General features: G+C 71.6%; 16 protein-coding genes. 2 read left to right on the top strand and 14 right to left on the bottom strand.

All coding sequences use genetic code 11. From position 1 onward, the window contains the following. Positions 1-29 precede the first annotated feature (29 nt). The 6 genes from AB0B48_RS24225 to AB0B48_RS24200 form a co-directional block, all read right to left on the bottom strand. Positions 30-716, bottom strand: coding sequence for a dienelactone hydrolase family protein (locus AB0B48_RS24225; RefSeq protein WP_357205206.1), 687 nt, complete (start codon positions 714-716; stop codon positions 30-32). 199 nt (positions 717-915) lie between these two features. After that, positions 916-1,662: a hypothetical protein gene (locus AB0B48_RS24220; RefSeq protein ID WP_357205203.1), complete on the bottom strand. Its 747-nt coding sequence runs from the start codon at positions 1,660-1,662 to the stop codon at positions 916-918. 130 nt (positions 1,663-1,792) lie between these two features. Beyond that, the gene (locus AB0B48_RS24215; protein ID WP_357205200.1) at positions 1,793-2,836 is read right to left on the bottom strand and encodes a hypothetical protein; all 1,044 of its coding nucleotides are present in this window, start codon (positions 2,834-2,836) and stop codon (positions 1,793-1,795) included. Beyond that, complete coding sequence (locus AB0B48_RS24210) at positions 2,833-3,165, bottom strand: PadR family transcriptional regulator (protein WP_088986312.1); 333 nt, start codon at positions 3,163-3,165, stop codon at positions 2,833-2,835. Before AB0B48_RS24210 ends, AB0B48_RS24215 begins: the two co-directional genes overlap by 4 nt. 166 nt (positions 3,166-3,331) lie before the next feature. After that, positions 3,332-4,276, bottom strand: coding sequence for a Ppx/GppA phosphatase family protein (locus tag AB0B48_RS24205; RefSeq protein ID WP_357205212.1), 945 nt, complete (start codon positions 4,274-4,276; stop codon positions 3,332-3,334). A 22-nt stretch (positions 4,277-4,298) separates the two neighbouring features. After that, positions 4,299-5,339, bottom strand: a complete 1,041-nt coding sequence (locus AB0B48_RS24200; protein ID WP_357205196.1) for a helix-turn-helix domain-containing protein — start codon at positions 5,337-5,339, stop codon at positions 4,299-4,301. Between the two features lie 136 nt (positions 5,340-5,475). On the opposite strand from AB0B48_RS24200, the gene AB0B48_RS24195 reads away from it, so the two are divergent. Continuing rightward, positions 5,476-6,327 (top strand): PHB depolymerase family esterase, encoded by an 852-nt coding sequence (locus AB0B48_RS24195; protein WP_357205193.1) that lies wholly within the window; start codon positions 5,476-5,478, stop codon positions 6,325-6,327. Position 6,328: 1 nt separating this feature from the next. Here AB0B48_RS24195 and AB0B48_RS24190 read toward each other — a convergent pair whose 3' ends face one another. The 4 genes from AB0B48_RS24190 to eno are packed head-to-tail and all read right to left on the bottom strand — an operon-like array spanning position 6,329 to position 9,393. Continuing rightward, complete coding sequence (locus AB0B48_RS24190) at positions 6,329-6,850, bottom strand: amino-acid N-acetyltransferase (protein WP_357205190.1); 522 nt, start codon at positions 6,848-6,850, stop codon at positions 6,329-6,331. After that, positions 6,847-7,404, bottom strand: coding sequence for a DUF501 domain-containing protein (locus tag AB0B48_RS24185; protein WP_124861646.1), 558 nt, complete (start codon positions 7,402-7,404; stop codon positions 6,847-6,849). Before AB0B48_RS24185 ends, AB0B48_RS24190 begins: the two co-directional genes overlap by 4 nt. Before the next feature lie 34 nt (positions 7,405-7,438). Beyond that, positions 7,439-8,077, bottom strand: coding sequence for a septum formation initiator family protein (locus tag AB0B48_RS24180; RefSeq protein WP_357205209.1), 639 nt, complete (start codon positions 8,075-8,077; stop codon positions 7,439-7,441). Positions 8,078-8,109: 32 nt separating this feature from the next. Then, positions 8,110-9,393, bottom strand: coding sequence for a phosphopyruvate hydratase (eno, locus tag AB0B48_RS24175; RefSeq protein ID WP_269681111.1), 1,284 nt, complete (start codon positions 9,391-9,393; stop codon positions 8,110-8,112). A gap of 213 nt (positions 9,394-9,606) precedes the next feature. On the opposite strand from eno, the gene AB0B48_RS24170 reads away from it, so the two are divergent. Further along, complete coding sequence (locus tag AB0B48_RS24170) at positions 9,607-10,302, top strand: hypothetical protein (protein ID WP_357205185.1); 696 nt, start codon at positions 9,607-9,609, stop codon at positions 10,300-10,302. Positions 10,303-10,419: 117 nt separating this feature from the next. Here the strand turns inward: AB0B48_RS24170 and AB0B48_RS24165 are convergent, their stop codons facing one another. The 4 genes from AB0B48_RS24165 to mfd all read right to left on the bottom strand — a co-directional run. Beyond that, complete coding sequence (locus AB0B48_RS24165; protein ID WP_357205182.1) at positions 10,420-12,039, bottom strand: DUF885 domain-containing protein; 1,620 nt, start codon at positions 12,037-12,039, stop codon at positions 10,420-10,422. A gap of 119 nt (positions 12,040-12,158) precedes the next feature. Beyond that, positions 12,159-13,181 carry a nucleoside triphosphate pyrophosphohydrolase gene (locus tag AB0B48_RS24160; protein WP_357205179.1) on the bottom strand — a complete coding sequence of 341 codons (1,023 nt, stop codon included), beginning with the start codon at positions 13,179-13,181 and terminating at the stop codon, positions 12,159-12,161. A 2-nt stretch (positions 13,182-13,183) separates the two neighbouring features. After that, positions 13,184-13,936: a hypothetical protein gene (locus AB0B48_RS24155; protein WP_357205176.1), complete on the bottom strand. Its 753-nt coding sequence runs from the start codon at positions 13,934-13,936 to the stop codon at positions 13,184-13,186. A gap of 116 nt (positions 13,937-14,052) precedes the next feature. After that, on the bottom strand, positions 14,053-17,516 hold a 3,464-nt coding region (gene mfd, locus AB0B48_RS24150), incomplete at its 5' end, for a transcription-repair coupling factor (protein WP_357205173.1).

The raw sequence follows: 17,516 nt of genomic DNA, 5'->3' as shown, positions 1-17,516 counted from the left end.
GGGCGACCACCTGTGCGGGGGTACGCGTCTCAGCCAAGCTTGGCCCGGAAGAGTTCCAGGGTGCGGGCCCAGGCGCTGGCAGCGGCGCGCTGGTCGAACGCCTCCGGCCGGTCGTCGTTGAAGAAGGCGTGCGAGGTGCCCGGGTAGTCGTAGAGGTGGCAGTCGCCGCCGGCCTCCTCGATGGCCCGCCGGGCGGTCTGCACGCCCTCGGCGGCCGAGGTGCCGTCTTCTTCGGAGCAGTGGATGACAGCCGCCTTGCCGGCGTAGTCGGCCCAGTCGGGACGCATCGACTCCCACGGCAGCACGGGATAGAAACCGGCGGTCGCGACGATCCGCTCGGAGATGGTCGCCGACCAGAGGGCCAGGCTGCCACCAGCGCAGAAGCCCACGGCACCGACCTTACCGGTGACCTCGGGCCGCCCGGCCAGATAGTCGGCCGCTCCGGCGATGTCCTTCGCCGCCTCGTCCATCCGCATAGCCAGCAGGAGCCGCTGCGCCTCGTCCGGCTCGCTGGTCGTCTCACCGTGGTAGAAGTCCGGGGCGAGGGCGACGAAACCGGCCTCGGCGAACCGGTCCGCCACCGACCGGATGTGCGGGACCAGACCCCACCATTCCTGAATGACGATGACGGCGGGGCTGGCCGTGCCGCTGGCGGGTATCGCGAGATACCCCTCGCTCGCGCCCCCGTTGCTGCGGTAGCTCACCATTTCGCCCATGGGCCGTCCTCCTAGCGGTCAGTCATCGTTGGCTGGTCGCCCAGTGGTCCTACGTGCCGGTAGCCTGCCACGCCACGCGGCCCTCGGGAAGACGCCGGAACAGTGGCATTCACCTCCTGTTCGCCCCCCGGTGGCTCGGGGTACGCCGACGGCGGCGGGGTCTGCCCCCGCCGCCGTCGATGTCCAGCTACCGCTGTGGTCAGACCTTCTTGGTCAGGCAGAGCACGTAGCCCGTCTTGCCCGGCTCGATGCTGGAGAAGATGTACCCCTCCTGGCCCTCCTTGAAGAACTGGGTGCAGGTGGTGTCGGCCTTCGCCTGCGCCTCGCTCTGGCCGTCCACCCGACCGACCACGTTGTACGCCGCGTCGGTGGAGGTGCACGCCACGACCTTGGCGCCGTCGACCTCCTCCTGCTCGGTGCCGGTGACCTCGGGCAGCTCGGCGATGCAGTCGCCGGTCTTGGCGTCCGCCGTCGCGTCCTTGTTGAAGAAGTTGCCGATCGCCGAGGCGACACCGAACTTCAGGCCGGCGATGACGACGACGACGAGGATCGCGCCGACGATGCCGAGGACCTTCTTCGCACCGGACTTCTCCGCCTTCGGCTCGGTCGCCTGCGACGTCTCGGCCGCCTGAGTCTCGGCGGCTTGCGGCGTCCCGGTCCCCGGCGTGCCGGCCTCTTGCGGCGTCTCGGGGGTCTGAGGCGTCCCGGGGGTCTGGGGCGTCCCGGGGGTCTGGGGCGTCTCGGGGGTCTGGGGCGTCCCGGCCGGCTGGGGCGTCTCGGCGGCTTGCGGCGCCTCGGCGGCGACAGGCGTCGCGGCGGCCGGCTCCGGCTCGACCGACCGCTGCTGGGGCACGGCAGGCTGCGGCGCGGCCGCTTGCGGCGTCTCGACGACCGACTCAGGGTTTGCGGCGTCGGGCGCGGGGGGCGGTGCGACCTGCTCTGGCACGGGGGTTCCTTCCGAGGGGTTGATGAGCAGACGACACCGTAACGATCATTGATTTCCGGTGCCGTCCCGCTCGCCTCGTCCGTTCAGCCATTTCCCAGCATCACCCGCATGATCCAGTTCACACCGTGGTTCAGCTCGTCGGGGTGGGGGTTGGCGTTTCGCTCGACGGCACGCCGGTGGCCGTACCGGTCCCCAGCGGTGGCCCGGTCTGCCCGGCCGTGTCGCCCGGCTCCGGCGTGCCGCCCGGCTCCGGTGGGCTGGTCGGGTCCACCGTGCCGCTCGGGTCCGGCGTGGTTGCCGGTGACACGGCCGGGAGAGGCGCGCCCGGCGCACGTGGCACGAAGGGCGCCTGCTCCGGACAGTACGGGTACGCCCGCAGCGCCTGGTTCACGTAGGCGCCTCCCAGGCAGTCCGGGTAGCCGAGCCGGATCGGATTGCCGTTCTGGTCGAAGAGCCGGGCGTTCTCCACCAGTCGGCCCTCGCTGTCGTAGACGAAGACGTCCCGGACCCGGTCGTACTGGCTGTCGACAGCGGTCGGGTCGTAGCCGTAGTCGCCGTAACGCATCCGGTCCTCGGCCTGGATCAGCGCGGCGAACGCGAAGACCACCAGCACCACGCTGGCGACCTGCACGGCCGAGCGCGGCCAGCGGGTCAGCTGGGCCGAACTACGACCGATCCAGATGGAGCCGAGCACGAAGCCGATCAGCATGATCAGGCCAGCCAGCAGCTCACCGCCGAACCTCGGCAGGAGCCCGAACTCGCCACCGGTGGTGATCACCGTGACCAGCATCGCCGCCAGATAGCCGCGCAGCACCCACCAGGCCGGGCGCAACAGTCGGAGGAACTCGCTGGCCGTCTCGTACCCCAGGGGTGGGCCGAGCCGGGTGTCAACGGTGCGCAGCCGGCCGCGGACCCGGGCCATCGCGCTCGCCACCCGCTGGTCGAGGTTGCGCCCGCTGCCCGGTGCCGCGCCGGCCGCGGCGCGCAGCTCGGCGGCGTACGTCTCGGGCTCGCCCAACCGCTCGACCAGGGTGCCCTCGGACTCGGCGGCGACCTCGGTGAGGTGGTCGGCGAGATCCTCGGTCAGCTCGTCGCGTTGCCCGGACGGCAGGTCGGCCAAAGCGGCCCGGACCCGCGCCACGTAGTCGGTGATCTCCTGCTCCGCGACGGTCATGCCGCCAACCCCCGATCGTCGAGCAAGGTGTCCATTGTGGTGGCGAACGAGCGCCAGAGCTTGCCGGAGCGGGTCAGCTGGTCACGCCCCGCCGCGTTGAGTGAGTAGTACTTGCGGTGCGGGCCGGATTCGCTCGGCACGACGTAGGTGGTGAGCAGGCCGGCGGCGAAGAGGCGGCGCAGCGTCCCGTAGACCGAGGCGTCACCGACCTCCTCCAGGCCGGCCTCGCGCAGCCGGCGCAGGATGTCGTAGCCGTAACCGTCCTCCTCTCGGAGCACGGCCAGGACGGCCAGATCAAGCACGCCCTTCAACAACTGTGTGGTGTCCACGCATTGCACAGTAGTGCGCAATGCGCAGTAGCGTCAACGAATCCGCCCCGACACGCCGGCCGGGGCGCGAGACCCGCGCGACAATGATCGACTCGGTCTTCAGGAAGTCGGGTCATCCGAGGCGCTCGGACACCGCGTTTTCAATGAAGGCGAGTTGATCAAACCGTTAGCGCGGTGTGGCTGGCTGGAGGCTCCAGGCGATGCCGTCCAGGATGTCGTGCTCCGAGGCGACCACCGACGGCATCCCGGCCTGCTCCATGATCACGCGTAGCACCAGCGCCCCGGCACCGATCACGTCGGCGCGGCCCGGGTGCATCACCGGGTTCGCCAACCGCTGCGCACGGGTCTGACCGAGCAGCTCTGCGGTCACCCGGGCGACCTCCTCGTACGACACCCGGGCGTGGTGGATGCGCTCCGGGTCGTACTCCCGCAGGCCCTGCGCGAGCGCGACGACAGTGGTGACCGACCCGGCGAGGCCGACCAGGGTGGCCGCCTCGCGACCGGGCACCACGGCGAGCGCCCGGTCCACCACCGCGGCGATGTCGGCCTGCGCTGCCGCGACCTGCTCGGGCGTCGGCGGGTCACCGGGCAGGTGCCGCTCGGTCATCCGGACGCAGCCGATGTCCACCGAGATCGCCGACCGCACTCCGGCGGCCCGGTCACCGACAACGAACTCGGTGGAACCACCACCGATGTCGACGACCAGGAACGGCTCCTTCGCGTCGGCGGGCAGCCCGCGCACCGCGCCGGTGAACGACAGCCGGGCCTCCTCGTCGCCGCTGACCACCTCGGGCGCGACACCGAGAGTGGCCCGCACCATCTCGGTGAAGTCGGCGGCGTTGGCGGCGTCGCGGGAGGCCGAGGTGGCACACATCCGCACCCGCTGCGCGCCCAGCTTCTCGATGTCCGCGGCGTACGACGCCAACGCCACCCTGGTCCGCTCGATCGCCTCCGGCGCCAGTCGGCCGGTGCGGTCCACGCCCTGCCCCAACCGGACGATCTCCATCCGCCGGGTCAGGTCGACCAGCGGTGCCTGCGGCCCGGCCGAGGCGTCGGGCAGGTCGGCGACCAGCAGTCGGATCGAGTTGGTCCCGCAGTCGATGGCCGCCACACGCGTCGTCACGGCAGCAACCTTACGGCAGGACGGGCGGCCACCCGGGGGGTTGGTCGGCGGTGGGCCACGACTCGCCCGGGTCGCCCGACGGGCCCCGCAGCAACCCCAGACCGAGGGAGGTCAGGTGGTGTCGGACGGCCCCGCCCTCCCGCTCACTGGTCACCAGACCGGCGGTCCGCAGCGCGCGGGCGTGCTCCGAGGCCGAGGAGAGACTGATCCCGACCGCCCGGGACAACACGGTGGTGGTCAAACCCCCGTCGGTCGCCAGTCGGCGCAGCACCAGCGCCCGGGTGACGCCGAGCAGCCGACCGAGGGCATCGTCGGCGGCGGGAGCCCCGCGCGCGGGCATGACCACCGGGTAGACGAGCAGGATCGGGTAACCCTGCTCGACGAGCACCCGGGGCCGCGGCCCGGCCAACGGTGAGGGCAGCAGGATGATCCCGTGGCCGGTGCCGGGAAGATCGCCGTCCCACCACGTCCGTACCTCCAGCACGGGCTCCCGCCACCGGATCCCCGGGTGCAGACCGGCGAAGAGGCTGGCCAGGCCATGCTGCGCCAGCCGCTGGCTGGCGGATGTCACCTGCTGACGGTACGCGGACACCAGCTCGGCCCAGTGCGGTTCGAGTACCGCGTCGAACCAGGTCCGCACGGCCCCGCCGAACAGGTTCAGCACCTCCGGGTCGGCCGCCGCGAACCGTCGCCGCAGTGGGCTGGCCGACGTATCCGCGTACGCGAGGGTGACCTCGGCGCGGACCCGCCGCGCCGGGGTGGCCCGGATCGCCTCCAGCCCCGCCTCCACCGACTCCAGGCCGTCGAAGGGAGTGACGAAGTCCGGTAGACGTCCCCGGTCGGGCAGCAGATGCCGCAGGACTGCGGTGGCAGCCTGGGCGGCAGCTGTGCCCTCGGCCGCCGCCACCCGCGCGGCCAGGGTCGGCGCCATCGCCGCGACAGTGGGATCGCGCAGCCACTGACCAGCCAGCAGCGCGATCCCGACCGGATGCAGCCGATCGGCGAACCGCACCCGGCACAGGTCGGCCGACCCGAGCCGGAGTCGAAGCATGGCAACAGCCTGCCTGCCTTCGGCCAGGACCGAAAGGGTTGATCCGCGGCCGAGCGCTCTCCAGTGTGGACCGCGAGGTCGACGGGGGGTGGCCGGCGTGCGGCGAGCACTGGCGGTGTTAACGGGGCTCTGCCTGATGATCGTCGCCGCAGCTTGTGGTGAGCGGGGGCAGCCCTCGTCGGCCCCACCATCCTCACCGTCCGCGTCGAGCGAGCGACCGGCGGCCGGTGACCACCAGCTCACCCTGCGGCACAACGGACTCGACCGCACCTACCTGCTGCACGCGCCACCGGGGTACGACCCGGGCAGGCCCTCCGCGCTGGTCATCGCGCTGCACTTCTATCCCGGCCTTGGATCGTCGATGCGGGAGCTGGCGGGCCTGGACGCCAGAGCCGACACTGACAACGTGCTGGTCGCCTACCCCGACGGGCGGGGCGGCGGCTTCAACGCGCTGATCTGCTGCGGAAGCGAGGACGACGTCGGCTTCCTCAAGGCCCTCACCGACCATCTGGTGCAGACCTGGCACGCGGACCCGAACCGGGTGTTCCTCACCGGCATCTCGAACGGCGGCGACATGAGCTTCCGGGCTGCGGTGGAGAGCACCGGCACGTTCGCCGCGATCGGGGTGGTCAGCGGTGGATACAGCGGAAACCTGACCACCGCCGACAGTTACGTGCCGAAGAGCCCGGTCTCCGTGATCACCTTCATCGGCGGCCAGGACCGCTACGCCTCGACCTTCCAGGCCGGCCTGCAGACCTGGCAGCAGAGGCTCAACTGCCGGCCGAGCCCGAAGGCGTCCGGGGTGCCGGGGGTGACGCACACGGTGGCGGGCTGCGCGGACGGCAGCGAGGTCAGCGTCTACACGATCGCCGACATGGGTCACAGTTGGCCGGGAGCGACATCGGGCCAACTCGCCGCATCCTCCGCCGGGCTGTCCGCCACGGACCTGATGTGGGAGTTCTTCGCCGCCCACCCCCGCAAAGCCTGACCTACAGGCGCAGCAGCATCCGGGTGTTGCCCAGCGTGTTCGGCTTGACCCGCTCCAGGTCCAGGAACTCCGCGACACCCTCGTCGTACGAGCGCAGCAACTGCTCGTAGACCGGTTGCGGCACCGGAGCGCCGTCGATCTCGCGGAAACCGAACGAGCCGAAGAACCGGGTCTCGAAGGTGAGCACGAAGATCCGCGCCACGCCCAGCTCGCGGGCCGCGTCGATCAGCTCACCGACCAGCCGGTGACCGATGCTCCGGCCCCGACAGGACGGGTCGACCGCCACCGTGCGGATCTCGGCCAGGTCCTCCCACATGACGTGCAGCGCGCCGCAGCCCACCACCACGTCGTCCTCGGCCCGGACCGCGACCCGGAACTCCTGCACCTGCTCGAAGAGGGTGACGGTGGCCTTGCTCAGCAGCCGCCGGTCGTCGGTGTAGGTGTCGACGAGACGTCGGATGCCCCGCACGTCCCCGGTGCGGGCCCGCCGTACCGTGATCTGATCCGCGGCCTGCGTGCTCATTCCGCCGCCGGCACGTCCACGCACGGCCCCGCCGACCACCAGGGCTCGACCAGCTCCAACGTCTCGTCGCCGAACGGGTTCACTCCGGGGCCAGCACCCAACGCGTGACCCAGGTGCACGTGCAGACACTTCACCCGGCCCGGCATCCCACCGGCCGAGATGCCGGCGATCTCCGGCACCTCGCCGATCGCCTCCCGGCGGGTGAGGTAGTCCTCGTGCGCCGCCCGGTAGTGGGCGGCCAACTCCGGATCCGTCGTCAGCCGGTCCGCCATCTCCTTCATCAGCCCCGCCGACTCCAGTCGGCTGCACGCGGCGGTGGCCCGGGGGCAGGTCAGGTAGTAGAGCGTCGGAAACGGGGTGCCGTCAGCGAGGCGGGGGGTCGTCTCCACCACGTCGGGAAGGCCACACGGGCACCGGTGGGCCACCGCGCGGGTGCCCCGGGGCGTCCGGCCGAGCTGCGCGGCCACCGCGGCCAGGTCGGCCTCGGTGGCCGGCTCGCGCTGCGGCAGGGGAACGGAATCCGCAGCCGGCTCCGACGGTGGTACGACAGTCACGGTGCCCATCTTTCCTGGTGTGCTGGTCGGTGGATCACTGGCCCGGCTGCTGGCTGTCCGCCGCCCGCACGCTCGACCAGAGCGTGTCGTACCAGGTCACCGGCCCGGCTGGCGGGGCCGCACCGGCCGACTTCCCGGCGTCCCGCGCCGCGCCCTCCGGGTCGTGCAGGACCACCATTATCTTCTCGCCCGGCTCGCCCATGAAGAACCGCTCACGAGCCTGCGTCTTGATGTACTCGTCGTCTTTCCAGTTGGCCGCCTCGGCGGCGAGCTTGGCGATCTCGCGCTCCTGCACCGCCTGGGCCGCCTCCATCCGCTCGATGTCGGCCTGCTGGTCCAGGTAGACCCGGACCGGATAGGTGTAGGCCAGAGCGAGCGCGATCAGGACCGCGAACAGCACTGTGGCCCGGCCGGTGAAGCGACGGGGGTGGGGTGCGGCGAGACGCTTCACCGAACCAGCGGCAGCGGTACGCCGAGCGGCGGCGGGACGATTCGCGGAGCGCACCCCGTCGGCGCCACGGGCAGCACCCGGCGCACGACCGGCGGCGCGCGGCTCGGCGCGTACGCCGGCCTCCCGGACCGATCCCCGCGTGGCACGCCCACCGCCCGGCCGACCGGACTGACCCGGCCGGCGGGCGGGACGCTGACCACCCGGTGTGCGGCGCTGCTGCATCGTCACACCCCTCCCCCGAGGCTTCGTGCGTCTCAGGCCGAACGGTAGCGCGGGAACGCGCCAGCGCCGGCGTAGCGCGCCGCGTCGGCCAGCTCCTCCTCGATCCGGAGCAGCTGGTTGTACTTGGCGACACGGTCCGAGCGGGCCGGGGCGCCGGTCTTGATCTGGCCGCAGCCGGTGGCCACCGCCAGGTCGGCGATGGTGGTGTCCTCGGTCTCGCCGGAGCGGTGGCTCATCATGCACTTGAAGCCGGCCCGGTGGGCCAGGTCCACCGCGTCCAGGGTCTCGGTCAGCGAGCCGATCTGGTTGACCTTGACGAGGACCGCGTTCGCGGACTTCTCCGCGATGCCCCGGGCGATGCGCTGCGGGTTGGTGACGAACAGGTCGTCACCGACGATCTGCACCCGGTCGCCGATCGAGGCGGTCAGCGTCTGCCAGCCGCTCCAGTCGTCCTCGGCCAGCGGGTCCTCGATCGACACGATCGGGTACTCGTCGGCCAGCTTGGTGTAGTAGGTGCTCATGTCCTCGGCGGACTTCGCGGCACCCTCGAAGGTGTAGGTGCCGTTGTCGAAGAACTCCGTGGCCGCCACGTCGAGCGCGAACACGATGTCGGTGCCGAGCCGGTAGCCGGCCTTCTCGACCGCCTCGGCGATCAGGTCCAGGGCCGCCGCGTTGGTCGGCAGGTTCGGCGCGAAGCCACCCTCGTCACCGAGGCCCGTCGACAGGCCCTTCTTCTTCAGCACCGACTTGAGCGCGTGGTAGACCTCCGCGCCCGAGCGCAGCGCCTCCCGGAAGGTGGGCGCGCCGATCGGCGCGATCATGAATTCCTGGATGTCGACGTTCGAGTCGGCGTGCGCGCCACCGTTGAGGATGTTCATCATCGGCACGGGCAGGAGGTGCGCGTTCGGGCCGCCCAGGTAGCGGAAGAGGCTCAGCTCGGCGCTGCCGGCAGCGGCCTTCGCCACCGCCAGGGAGACCCCCAGGATGGCGTTCGCGCCCAGCTCCGACTTGCTGTCGGTGCCGTCGATGTCGAGCATCTTCTGGTCGATCAGCCGCTGCTCGCTGGCCTCGTACCCGATGATCTGGTCGACGATCTTGTCTTCGACGTTGGAGACCGCCTTCTCCACGCCCTTGCCCTGGTAGCGGTCGGCGTCACCGTCGCGCAGCTCGATCGCCTCGAACGCGCCGGTGGACGCGCCGGAGGGCACCGCGGCGCGAGCCACCGTGCCGTCGTCCAGGCCGACCTCGACCTCGACCGTGGGGTTGCCCCGCGAGTCGAGAATCTCCCGGGCGACGATTCCCTCGATGGTTGCCACTAAGTCGCTCCTCGTTGTTGTGATCCGGTCCGTGGGTGGGCCGCGACGGTGCGGCTGAGGCAGGTGTTGAACGCAGCGTATCGGGCCACGGGAAACGGCACGGCGTCGCCCGCGCACCCGAGTCGCCCCGCACTGACGGACATTCCCGGATTTCCGGGCGTCAACCGGCAACTGGTTTGCGCTGCGCGGACCGAATCCACCAGGCTGGTCGCCATGCCCGCCGCCTCGACCACCCTCCGCATGCTCGCCGTGTCGGTCATCGCGTCGCTCACGGTCACCGGCTGTCAGACATTCGAGGACGCCGGAGTCGCCATGGGCCGCTCGCAACTCGTCAACGACCTCGCCGCCCGGCTCGATCGGGCACTGGAGTTGACCTACTCGGCCGACTACCAGTTGCCCGGTGGCCAACGCGCCGCGATCGTGCAGGCGCAGGACCCGGCGCGATCCACGTACACCTATCCGGGAGGGCAGCTCACCGTCACCCCGGAGGCCGTCACCCGGTGCACGACAACCGGCGCCCGCCCGCAGTGCACGCTGGTCACCCCGCCCACCCCCGGCAGCAAGCCCACTGTGACGCTGTTCGGCGAGGCCAACCAGCAGGGCCTCGTCACGCCGCCAGTGGTGGTCGGGCTGCTCACCGCCGCCGCGCTCGACCCACAGGCGGTCATCAAGCAGAGTGACACCACGGTCGCCGGGCACCACGCCGCCTGCGTCGCGGTGGAGAGCTCGTCATCCGGCGACTTCACCGCCTGCGTGACCACCGAGGGTGTGCTCGGCAGCTTCACCGGACCGGTCGACGGCAAGCCGATGGAGCTGGCGATGAGCAACTACTCCGCAGCCGTCGACGAGGGCGCGTTCGAACCACCCACCGGCGCCGATGTCGTCGACCGCCGCCCCGGCGGCTCGTGACCGACCCACCGGTCGAGCCGGCGCAACTGCCGCCCGCGTACTCCAGCTCGCCCTGGTTGATCGACGCGACGGTGACCGCCGGGCGGCGCTGAAACCCGCGCGGCCCGGCGTTTCTCCTCAGAGACCGAGCAGGGTGCGCAGGTGGCGCGGGGGCGGGCAGTCGTGGGCGAGCATCGCGTCGTGCCAGTCGCGGACCGACACCCCGTCCGGGCGGGCGGCGGCGATCTCGGCCACCTCGCTGTACCCGACGAAATAGGTGGAGAGCTGGGTGGAGGTCAGTTGGGCGCGCCGCCACTTGCCGGCCGCCTCGCCCTCCTCCTGGAAGCCACGCCCGGTCATCAACGCCATCGCCTCGGCCTCGGGCAGGTCCTCGGCGTGCACCAACTGGTCGAGCAACGCGTTGATGGTCATCCGCAGTTGCATCTTGAGCTGCTGCAAGCGCACCGGCAGACCGCCGAAGCCGAGCCCCGTCATCATCTCCTCCGTGTAGACCGCCCAGCCCTCGATGAACGGGCCGGACTCGGCCAGCGCGCGAACCCGCGTCCCACCGACGTAGCGGCGGGCGTGGGCGAGCTGGAGGAAGTGCCCCGGCATCGCCTCGTGCACCGTCAGGTTGCGGATCATGTGGTCGTTGTATTCGCGGTAGAACGACTCGACCCGCTGCGCGGGCCAGTCCGACGGGGTGGGCGCGATGCAGTAGAAGGTCGGCACGACGGCGGTCTCCAGCGGGCCGGGCGCGTCGCAGTACGCCACCGCGACCCCCCTGGCGAACTCCGGCATCTCCTGGATGACGCACCGGTCGTCGACCACTGTGACCAGGTCGTGTGCGCGGACGAAGTCGGTCGCCTCGTCCAGTGTCACCCCGGCCAGCTCGACGATCGTCGCGTCGTTCGGGTGCTCGGCGGCGAGCAGGTCCAACGCCCGACGTACCGTCGCGTCGTCGGCCGGGCCACCGACCAGCTCGACGGCGGCCTCGCGGATCTCCGCGGTGACGCGGTCCAGGTTGGCCCAGGCGCGACGCTGGATCTCGGCGGCGCCCAACTCGGTGTCAAGGGTGTGCCAGAGCCGGGCCTCCCAGCGGCGCCGGCCCAGTCGCGGGTCACGGCCGGGGCCGGCATCGGCGGCCAGGCCGGTGCGCAGCCAGGCGACGAACTCGTCCAGCGCGGCGATCGCGGCGGTGGCCGCCGGCTCGACCCGGTCGAGGTGGCCCGGCGCCTGGGCGAGCAGTGCCGGCAGCTCGTCGCGGATCAGCGCGGCCGCGCCGGTGAACTGCCCGACGGCCGTCTCCGCGTGGATGCGTGGCATGTCCCGCAGCGTCGCGCGTGCGGTGGCGAGAGCGTCCGGTACGGCGGCGAGCCGGCCGGCAAGCTGGGTCAGCCGCACGTCAGCGGGGGCGTACGGGCGGGCCAGCAACGGGTGCAGCAGCGGGCCGGGGTTGTGCCGCAGCGGATCCCACTCGTGCGAGCGGATCTCGGTCAGCTCGAACAGCTCCCGGTCCACGAATGAGGTGAGCAGGGCGTGGTCGACCTGTTCGTCGACGTCGAGCGAGTCCGGGTCCAGTTCGGACAGTGCGTTGGCCGCGTCGAAGAGCATCGCCCGATCGGCGGCCAACCCGTCGGCGGACAGGTCCGGCAGCCGGTCGTCGAAGCGGTGATCACCCGCGGCGGTGGCAACCCCCGGCCGCGACTCCAGTAAAGCCTCGACAACCCGCTCAGCCAGCACCCCGAACGCTTCCACCGCACCACCCTACCGACCGCCGCACCCTCCTCCGCCAGTTCCGCCCACCGCCCCGCACCATCGGGTCGATCAAGAGGTTTCCGTCAGGCTCGACCCGAATCCTGACGCAAACCTCTTGATCAACGCGGGCTGGCGGGCGCGGGGGTGGGGGTGGGGGGTGTGGGGGGTTCGGCTTGGCGGATGGCTTCGGCGTGGGCGAGGGTGGTGCGGCGCAGGGCTGCCTCGGGGTCGATGCCCGCCTCGCGGGCGGCGGCCACCCTGGCCAGCAGGTCGACGCCCAGGCTTGCCTCGGCATCGGCATCGGCATCGGCCTCGGCGTCGGCCGACGGGAGTGGGACGTCGACGCCCCTGCGGGCGGCACGGTCCAGGATCTGCGTCGCCAGGGCCAGCGCGGGCTGGCTCAGGGCCACCCCGTCCAACACCGAGTGCCGAGCCTTCTCCGCGCGCTTGATCCGCTCCCAGTTCTCGGTGATCTCCTCCAGGGTGCCCGCCTCGGCACCGGCGAAGACGTGCGGATTACGCCGGATCATCTTGTCGACCAGGCCACCGGCAACGTCGTCGATGGTCCACCGCTCGTCCTCGGGCAACTCCTCGGCGAGCCGCGCGTGCAGCACCACCTGCAACAACACGTCGCCCAACTCCTCGCGCAGCGCGTCGGTGTCGTCGGCGCTGATCGCGTCGTACGCCTCGTAGCTCTCCTCCAGCAGGTAACCGGCGAGGCTGCGGTGCGTCTGCGCCCGCTTCCACGGGTCACCACCCGGAGAGGCCAGTCGATCCAGCACGGCCACCGCGTCGAGCAGCCGGGCACCCGGCGGATCCCACGAGCCGTACATCAACTCCATCTCGGCCAGCCCTGGCTGCCGGGCCAGCCGCAGACCCAACTCCCGGGCCAACGCTTCGTCACCCGCCGGACCGGCCAGCCACACCACAGTGCCGTGCGTCGCCACCGCGTCCAGCAACGGCTGCGTCGCCGGGCCGTCCACCACTGTGACCTCGGCGCCCGCCTGGCGAACGGCAGTGGTCAACTCGCTGTCCGCGCCGGCCAACACCGGGTGCTGGCGTACGACGTCCCAGGCCGCAGCCGTCAACAGCCCGGCGGGCAACCGGGGTGAGGTGACCAGGAGGACGATCCGTGCCGTCATGCTCAGCTGGCCGTGCCCTCGGCCTCCGGCGCCCCGGTCGGCCCCTCCGGGGTGGAAATGTCGGTGACCGCGTCGGAGCCCGGCTCACCCAGCGGCACGCTCACCGCGGGTGCGTCACCGGCGAAGCTGAGCAGCGGGAACTCGAGCGGACGGTACCGAGGGCTGACAGTGACGTCGTAGCGACCGGCGGCCTCGGCCAGGATCCTCTTGGTCGCCAGCGCGCCGCGCAGCTGCTCGCCGTCGAGCTGCTGGGCGGCGGCCTCATCGGTCACCTCAGCGGGGATCTTGCCGGCCGCACGACCGGCGGCGATCACGTCGGCGATCTCCTCCTTGGTCGGCTCGACCGGCTCGGCCGGCAACCCGGACAGGCAGGTGAAGAGCTTCGCCACCTCCCGCACGTGCCCGGTCTCCGGGTCGAGACCGAGCTGCTGGGCGGCCTGGTCGGCAGCCACCTGGCCGCGCGGCTGGTAGTTCTTCTCGGCGGAGAGCTTCTCGCACACCTTGGTCAGCACCATGGTCCGAACCACGTCGGCCACCTTGGGCAGGGTCGGTTGCGACGCCCCGGGCTGCCCACTGGCGGACGACTCCGGCGCCGGGTTCTTCGTCCGCAGGTCCTTCATCGCGGTGGAGACCTGAACGTCGGTGATGCGCTGGTCACCGATGTAAGCGGCGATACCAGGCTCAGCACGGCAACCGGAGAGGGCGACGAGGCCGAGCGCCACAGTGGCGACGGCGGCAAGACGGCGAGCACGCATAGCCGTCACTCTCTCACGCCGTCACCCCGGGTTGTGACACCCCCCACCTTCGCTCAGCCACGACCAGGGACGGCGTCGGCGGGCTGACCGCCCCTGGTCGAGAGCACACTGCCGGCTCAGGCGCTCGCGGCGACGGCTAGTGGAGCGGGAGCACCGAGCACATCGGAGAGCAGTTGCGCGCACCACTGGAGCAGCGCCTGGTCACGCAGCGGCTCGCCACCGATCCGACGGGTGGTCGGTCGGGGCACGCTGACCTGATCGGTGGCCAGCTTGTAGACGGCATCCGGGTGGTAGCGCTTGAGCCGCATCTGCTTCGAGTCCGGTAGGGGCAGCGGGCCGAACCGTACGTGCTTGCCCTGCATGGACACGTCGGTCAGGCCGTAGCGGCGGGCCAGCAGACGGAACCGGGCCACCTCCACGAGGTTCTGCACCGGGGCCGGCGGCTCGCCGTACCGGTCGGTCATCTCGGCGATCACCTCGCCCAGCCGCTCCTCGTCGCGCGCCTCGGCGAGCTTGCGGTACATCTCCAGGCGCAGCCGCTCCACACTTACGTAGTCGTGTGGCAGGTGCGCGTCGACCGGCAGGTCGATCTTGACGTCGGTCTCCTCCTCCGGCCGCTCACCCTTGAACGCGGAGACCGCCTCGCCGACCATCCGCACGTACAGGTCGAAGCCGACGCCCTCGATGTGCCCGGACTGCTCGCCACCGAGCAGGTTGCCGGCGCCCCGGATCTCCAGGTCCTTCATCGCGACGTACATGCCGGCGCCCAACTCGGTGTGCTGGGCGATGGTCGCCAACCGCTCGTGGGCGTGCTCGGTGAGCGGCTTCTCCGGCGGGTAGAGGAAGTAGGCGTACGCCCGCTCCCGGCCCCGGCCGACCCGGCCCCTGATCTGGTGCAGCTGGGCCAGGCCGAGCAGGTCGGCCCGCTCCACGATCAGCGTGTTGGCGTTCGGGATGTCGATGCCCGACTCGACGATCGTGGTGCAGACCAGGACGTCGAACTCCTTCTCCCAGAAGCCGACCATGACCTTCTCCAGGGCGTCCTCGCCCATCTGGCCGTGCGCCACCGCGACCCGCGCCTCGGGCACCAGCTCCCGCAGCCGCCGTGCCGCCCGGTCGATCGACTCGACCCGGTTGTGCAGGTAGAAGACCTGCCCGTCGCGGAGCAGCTCGCGGTGGATGGACGCGGCCACCTGCCGGTCGTCCTGCGCGCCGACGAAGGTGAGCACCGGGTGCCGCTCCTCCGGCGGGGTGGCGATGGTGGACATCTCCCGGATGCCGGTGATCGCCATCTCCAGGGTGCGCGGGATCGGGGTGGCCGACATGCTGAGCACGTCGACCGACGCGCGCAGCGTCTTCAGGTGCTCCTTGTGCTCGACACCGAAGCGCTGCTCCTCGTCGACGATCACCAGACCCAGCTGCTTGAAGCGGGTCGCCGTCTGCAACAGCCGGTGCGTACCGATGACGATGTCGACGGTGCCGTCGGCGACCATCTCCATCGTGCGCTCGGTCTCCTTCGCCGTCTGGAACCGGGACAGCTGCCGGATCTGGACCGGGAACTGGCTCATCCGCTCGGCGAACGTGTTGTAGTGCTGCTGAACCAGCAGGGTGGTCGGCACCAGCACCGCCACCTGCTTGCCGTCCTGCACCGCCTTGAACGCCGCCCGGACCGCGATCTCGGTCTTGCCGTAACCGACATCACCGCAGATCAGCCGGTCCATCGGGACGGTCTGCTCCATGTCCCGCTTGACCTCGTCGATCGCGGCGAGCTGGTCCGGCGTCTCCTGCCAGGGGAAGGCGTCCTCCAGCTCCCGCTGCCACGGGGTGTCCGGACCGAACGAGTGCCCCTTGGACGCCTTGCGCGCGGCGTAGAGCTGGATGAGCTGCGCGGCGATCTCCCGGACCGCCTTGCGGGCCCGGGCCTTGGACTTCTGCCAGTCCGAGCCGCCCATCTTGTGCAGGGTCGGCTGCTCGCCGCCCACGTAGCGGGAGAGCTGGTCGAGCTGATCGGTCGGGACGAACAACCGGTCGCCGGGCTGGCCCCGCTTGCTGGCCGCGTACTCGATGACGAGGTATTCCCGGCTGGCACCGTTGACGGTGCGCTGCACCAGCTCGACGTAGCGGCCGATGCCGTGCTGCTCGTGCACCACGTGGTCGCCGGTCTTCAACTCCAGCGGGTCGATGGTGTTGCGCCGCCGGCTCGGCATCTTGCGCATGTCCCGCGTCGAGGTGCCCCGACCGCCGGTCACGTCGTTGCCGGTGAGCAGCACGAAGCGGGACGCCTCGTCGACGAACCCGCTGCTCAGCGCACCGCAGGTGACCACCAGCTCGCCGGGGACGGGCGCGGTCGGCACCTCCTCGGTCAACCGGGCACCCAGGCCGGCGTCGCGCAGCACCTCCACCGCCCGCTGGGCGGGACCGTGCCCCTCGAAGACCAGCGCGATCGACCAACCCTCGCCGGCCCAGCGCTTGAGGTCCTCCACCACCCGCGAGGTCTCGCCGTGATAGAGCGGCGCCGGTTGGGCGGCGAGGGTCACCGCGATGGCGTCGTCCGGGGTGACGGCGGCCTGTTCCGGCGCGTCCTCCCACGGCTGCCTCGTCTCGGCGGTCTCCCCCTCCACCAATCCGAACGGGGAGAGCGTCCACCACGGCTGACCGAGCTTGCCCGCGGCGGCGCGTACCTCGCCGAGGGTGCGGAAGGCGGCAGCGCCGACGTCCACCGGGGCCTGGCCGCCGACCGCGGCGGCGGCCCAGCTGGCCTGCAAGAACTCCTCCGATGTACGCACCAGGTCGTGCGCCCGCGTGCGGATCCGCTCCGGGTCGCAGAGCAGGACGTGGGTGCCGGCCGGCATGGCGTCCAGCAGCAGCTCCAGAGAGTCGGGGCCGACCAGCACCGGGGCCAGCGACTCCATCCCCTCCACCGGGATGCCCTCGGCCAGCTTGTCGAGGATCTCGGCCAGCTCGGGATGCTGCTCGGCGAGCGCGGCGGCCCGGTCGCGGACGGCCGGGGTGAGCAGCAGCTCGCGGCAGGGCGGTGCCCAGAGCAGCGGTACCTGCTCGATGGTCCGCTGGTCGGCGACGGCGAAGGTGCGGATCTCCTCCACCTCGTCGCCCCAGAACTCGACCCGGGACGGGTGCTCGTCGGTGGGCGGGAAGACGTCGAGGATGCCACCACGCACCGCGAACTCGCCGCGCTTGGTGACCAGGTCGACCCGGGCGTACGCCATGTCGATCAGCCGGCGGGCGACCTCTTCCAGGTCCGCCTCCTCGCCGGCGGCGAGCTGCACCGGCTCCAGATCGCCGAGCCCCTTCAGCTGCGGCTGGAGCAGCGAACGGACCGGGGCCACGACCACTCGCAGTGGCCCGGTGCCGCCGTGCGCGTCGCTCGCCTCCGGGTGCGCCAGCCGGCGCAGCACGGCCAGCCGCCGGCCGACAGTGTCGGAGCGGGGGGACAGCCGCTCGTGCGGCAGCGTCTCCCACGAGGGGAAGACGACCACCTGCTCGGCCGGCAGCAACCCGCCCAGCGCGGCGGCCAGGTCGTCGGCCTCCCGGGTGGTGGCGGTCACCGCCAGCACCGGTC

The sequence above is a fragment of the Micromonospora sp. NPDC049089 genome, assembly GCF_040648775.1.
Classification (GTDB): Bacteria; Actinomycetota; Actinomycetes; order Mycobacteriales; family Micromonosporaceae; genus Micromonospora.
This window is presented reverse-complemented; position numbering and strand designations above follow the sequence as displayed.

What these genes read in the sequence shown, in the direction of transcription:
- AB0B48_RS24225 (WP_357205206.1), bottom strand. Translation starts at nt 716, where the DNA reads ATGGGCGAAATGGTGAGCTACCGCAGCAACGGGGGCGCGAGCGAGGGG.
- AB0B48_RS24215 (WP_357205200.1), bottom strand. Translation starts at nt 2,836, where the DNA reads ATGACCGTCGCGGAGCAGGAGATCACCGACTACGTGGCGCGGGTCCGG.
- AB0B48_RS24200 (WP_357205196.1), bottom strand. Translation starts at nt 5,339, where the DNA reads ATGCTTCGACTCCGGCTCGGGTCGGCCGACCTGTGCCGGGTGCGGTTC.
- AB0B48_RS24195 (WP_357205193.1), top strand. Translation starts at nt 5,476, where the DNA reads ATGATCGTCGCCGCAGCTTGTGGTGAGCGGGGGCAGCCCTCGTCGGCC.
- AB0B48_RS24190 (WP_357205190.1), bottom strand. Translation starts at nt 6,850, where the DNA reads ATGAGCACGCAGGCCGCGGATCAGATCACGGTACGGCGGGCCCGCACC.
- AB0B48_RS24180 (WP_357205209.1), bottom strand. Translation starts at nt 8,077, where the DNA reads ATGCAGCAGCGCCGCACACCGGGTGGTCAGCGTCCCGCCCGCCGGCCG.
- AB0B48_RS24170 (WP_357205185.1), top strand. Translation starts at nt 9,607, where the DNA reads ATGCCCGCCGCCTCGACCACCCTCCGCATGCTCGCCGTGTCGGTCATC.
- AB0B48_RS24160 (WP_357205179.1), bottom strand. Translation starts at nt 13,181, where the DNA reads ATGACGGCACGGATCGTCCTCCTGGTCACCTCACCCCGGTTGCCCGCC.
- AB0B48_RS24155 (WP_357205176.1), bottom strand. Translation starts at nt 13,936, where the DNA reads ATGCGTGCTCGCCGTCTTGCCGCCGTCGCCACTGTGGCGCTCGGCCTC.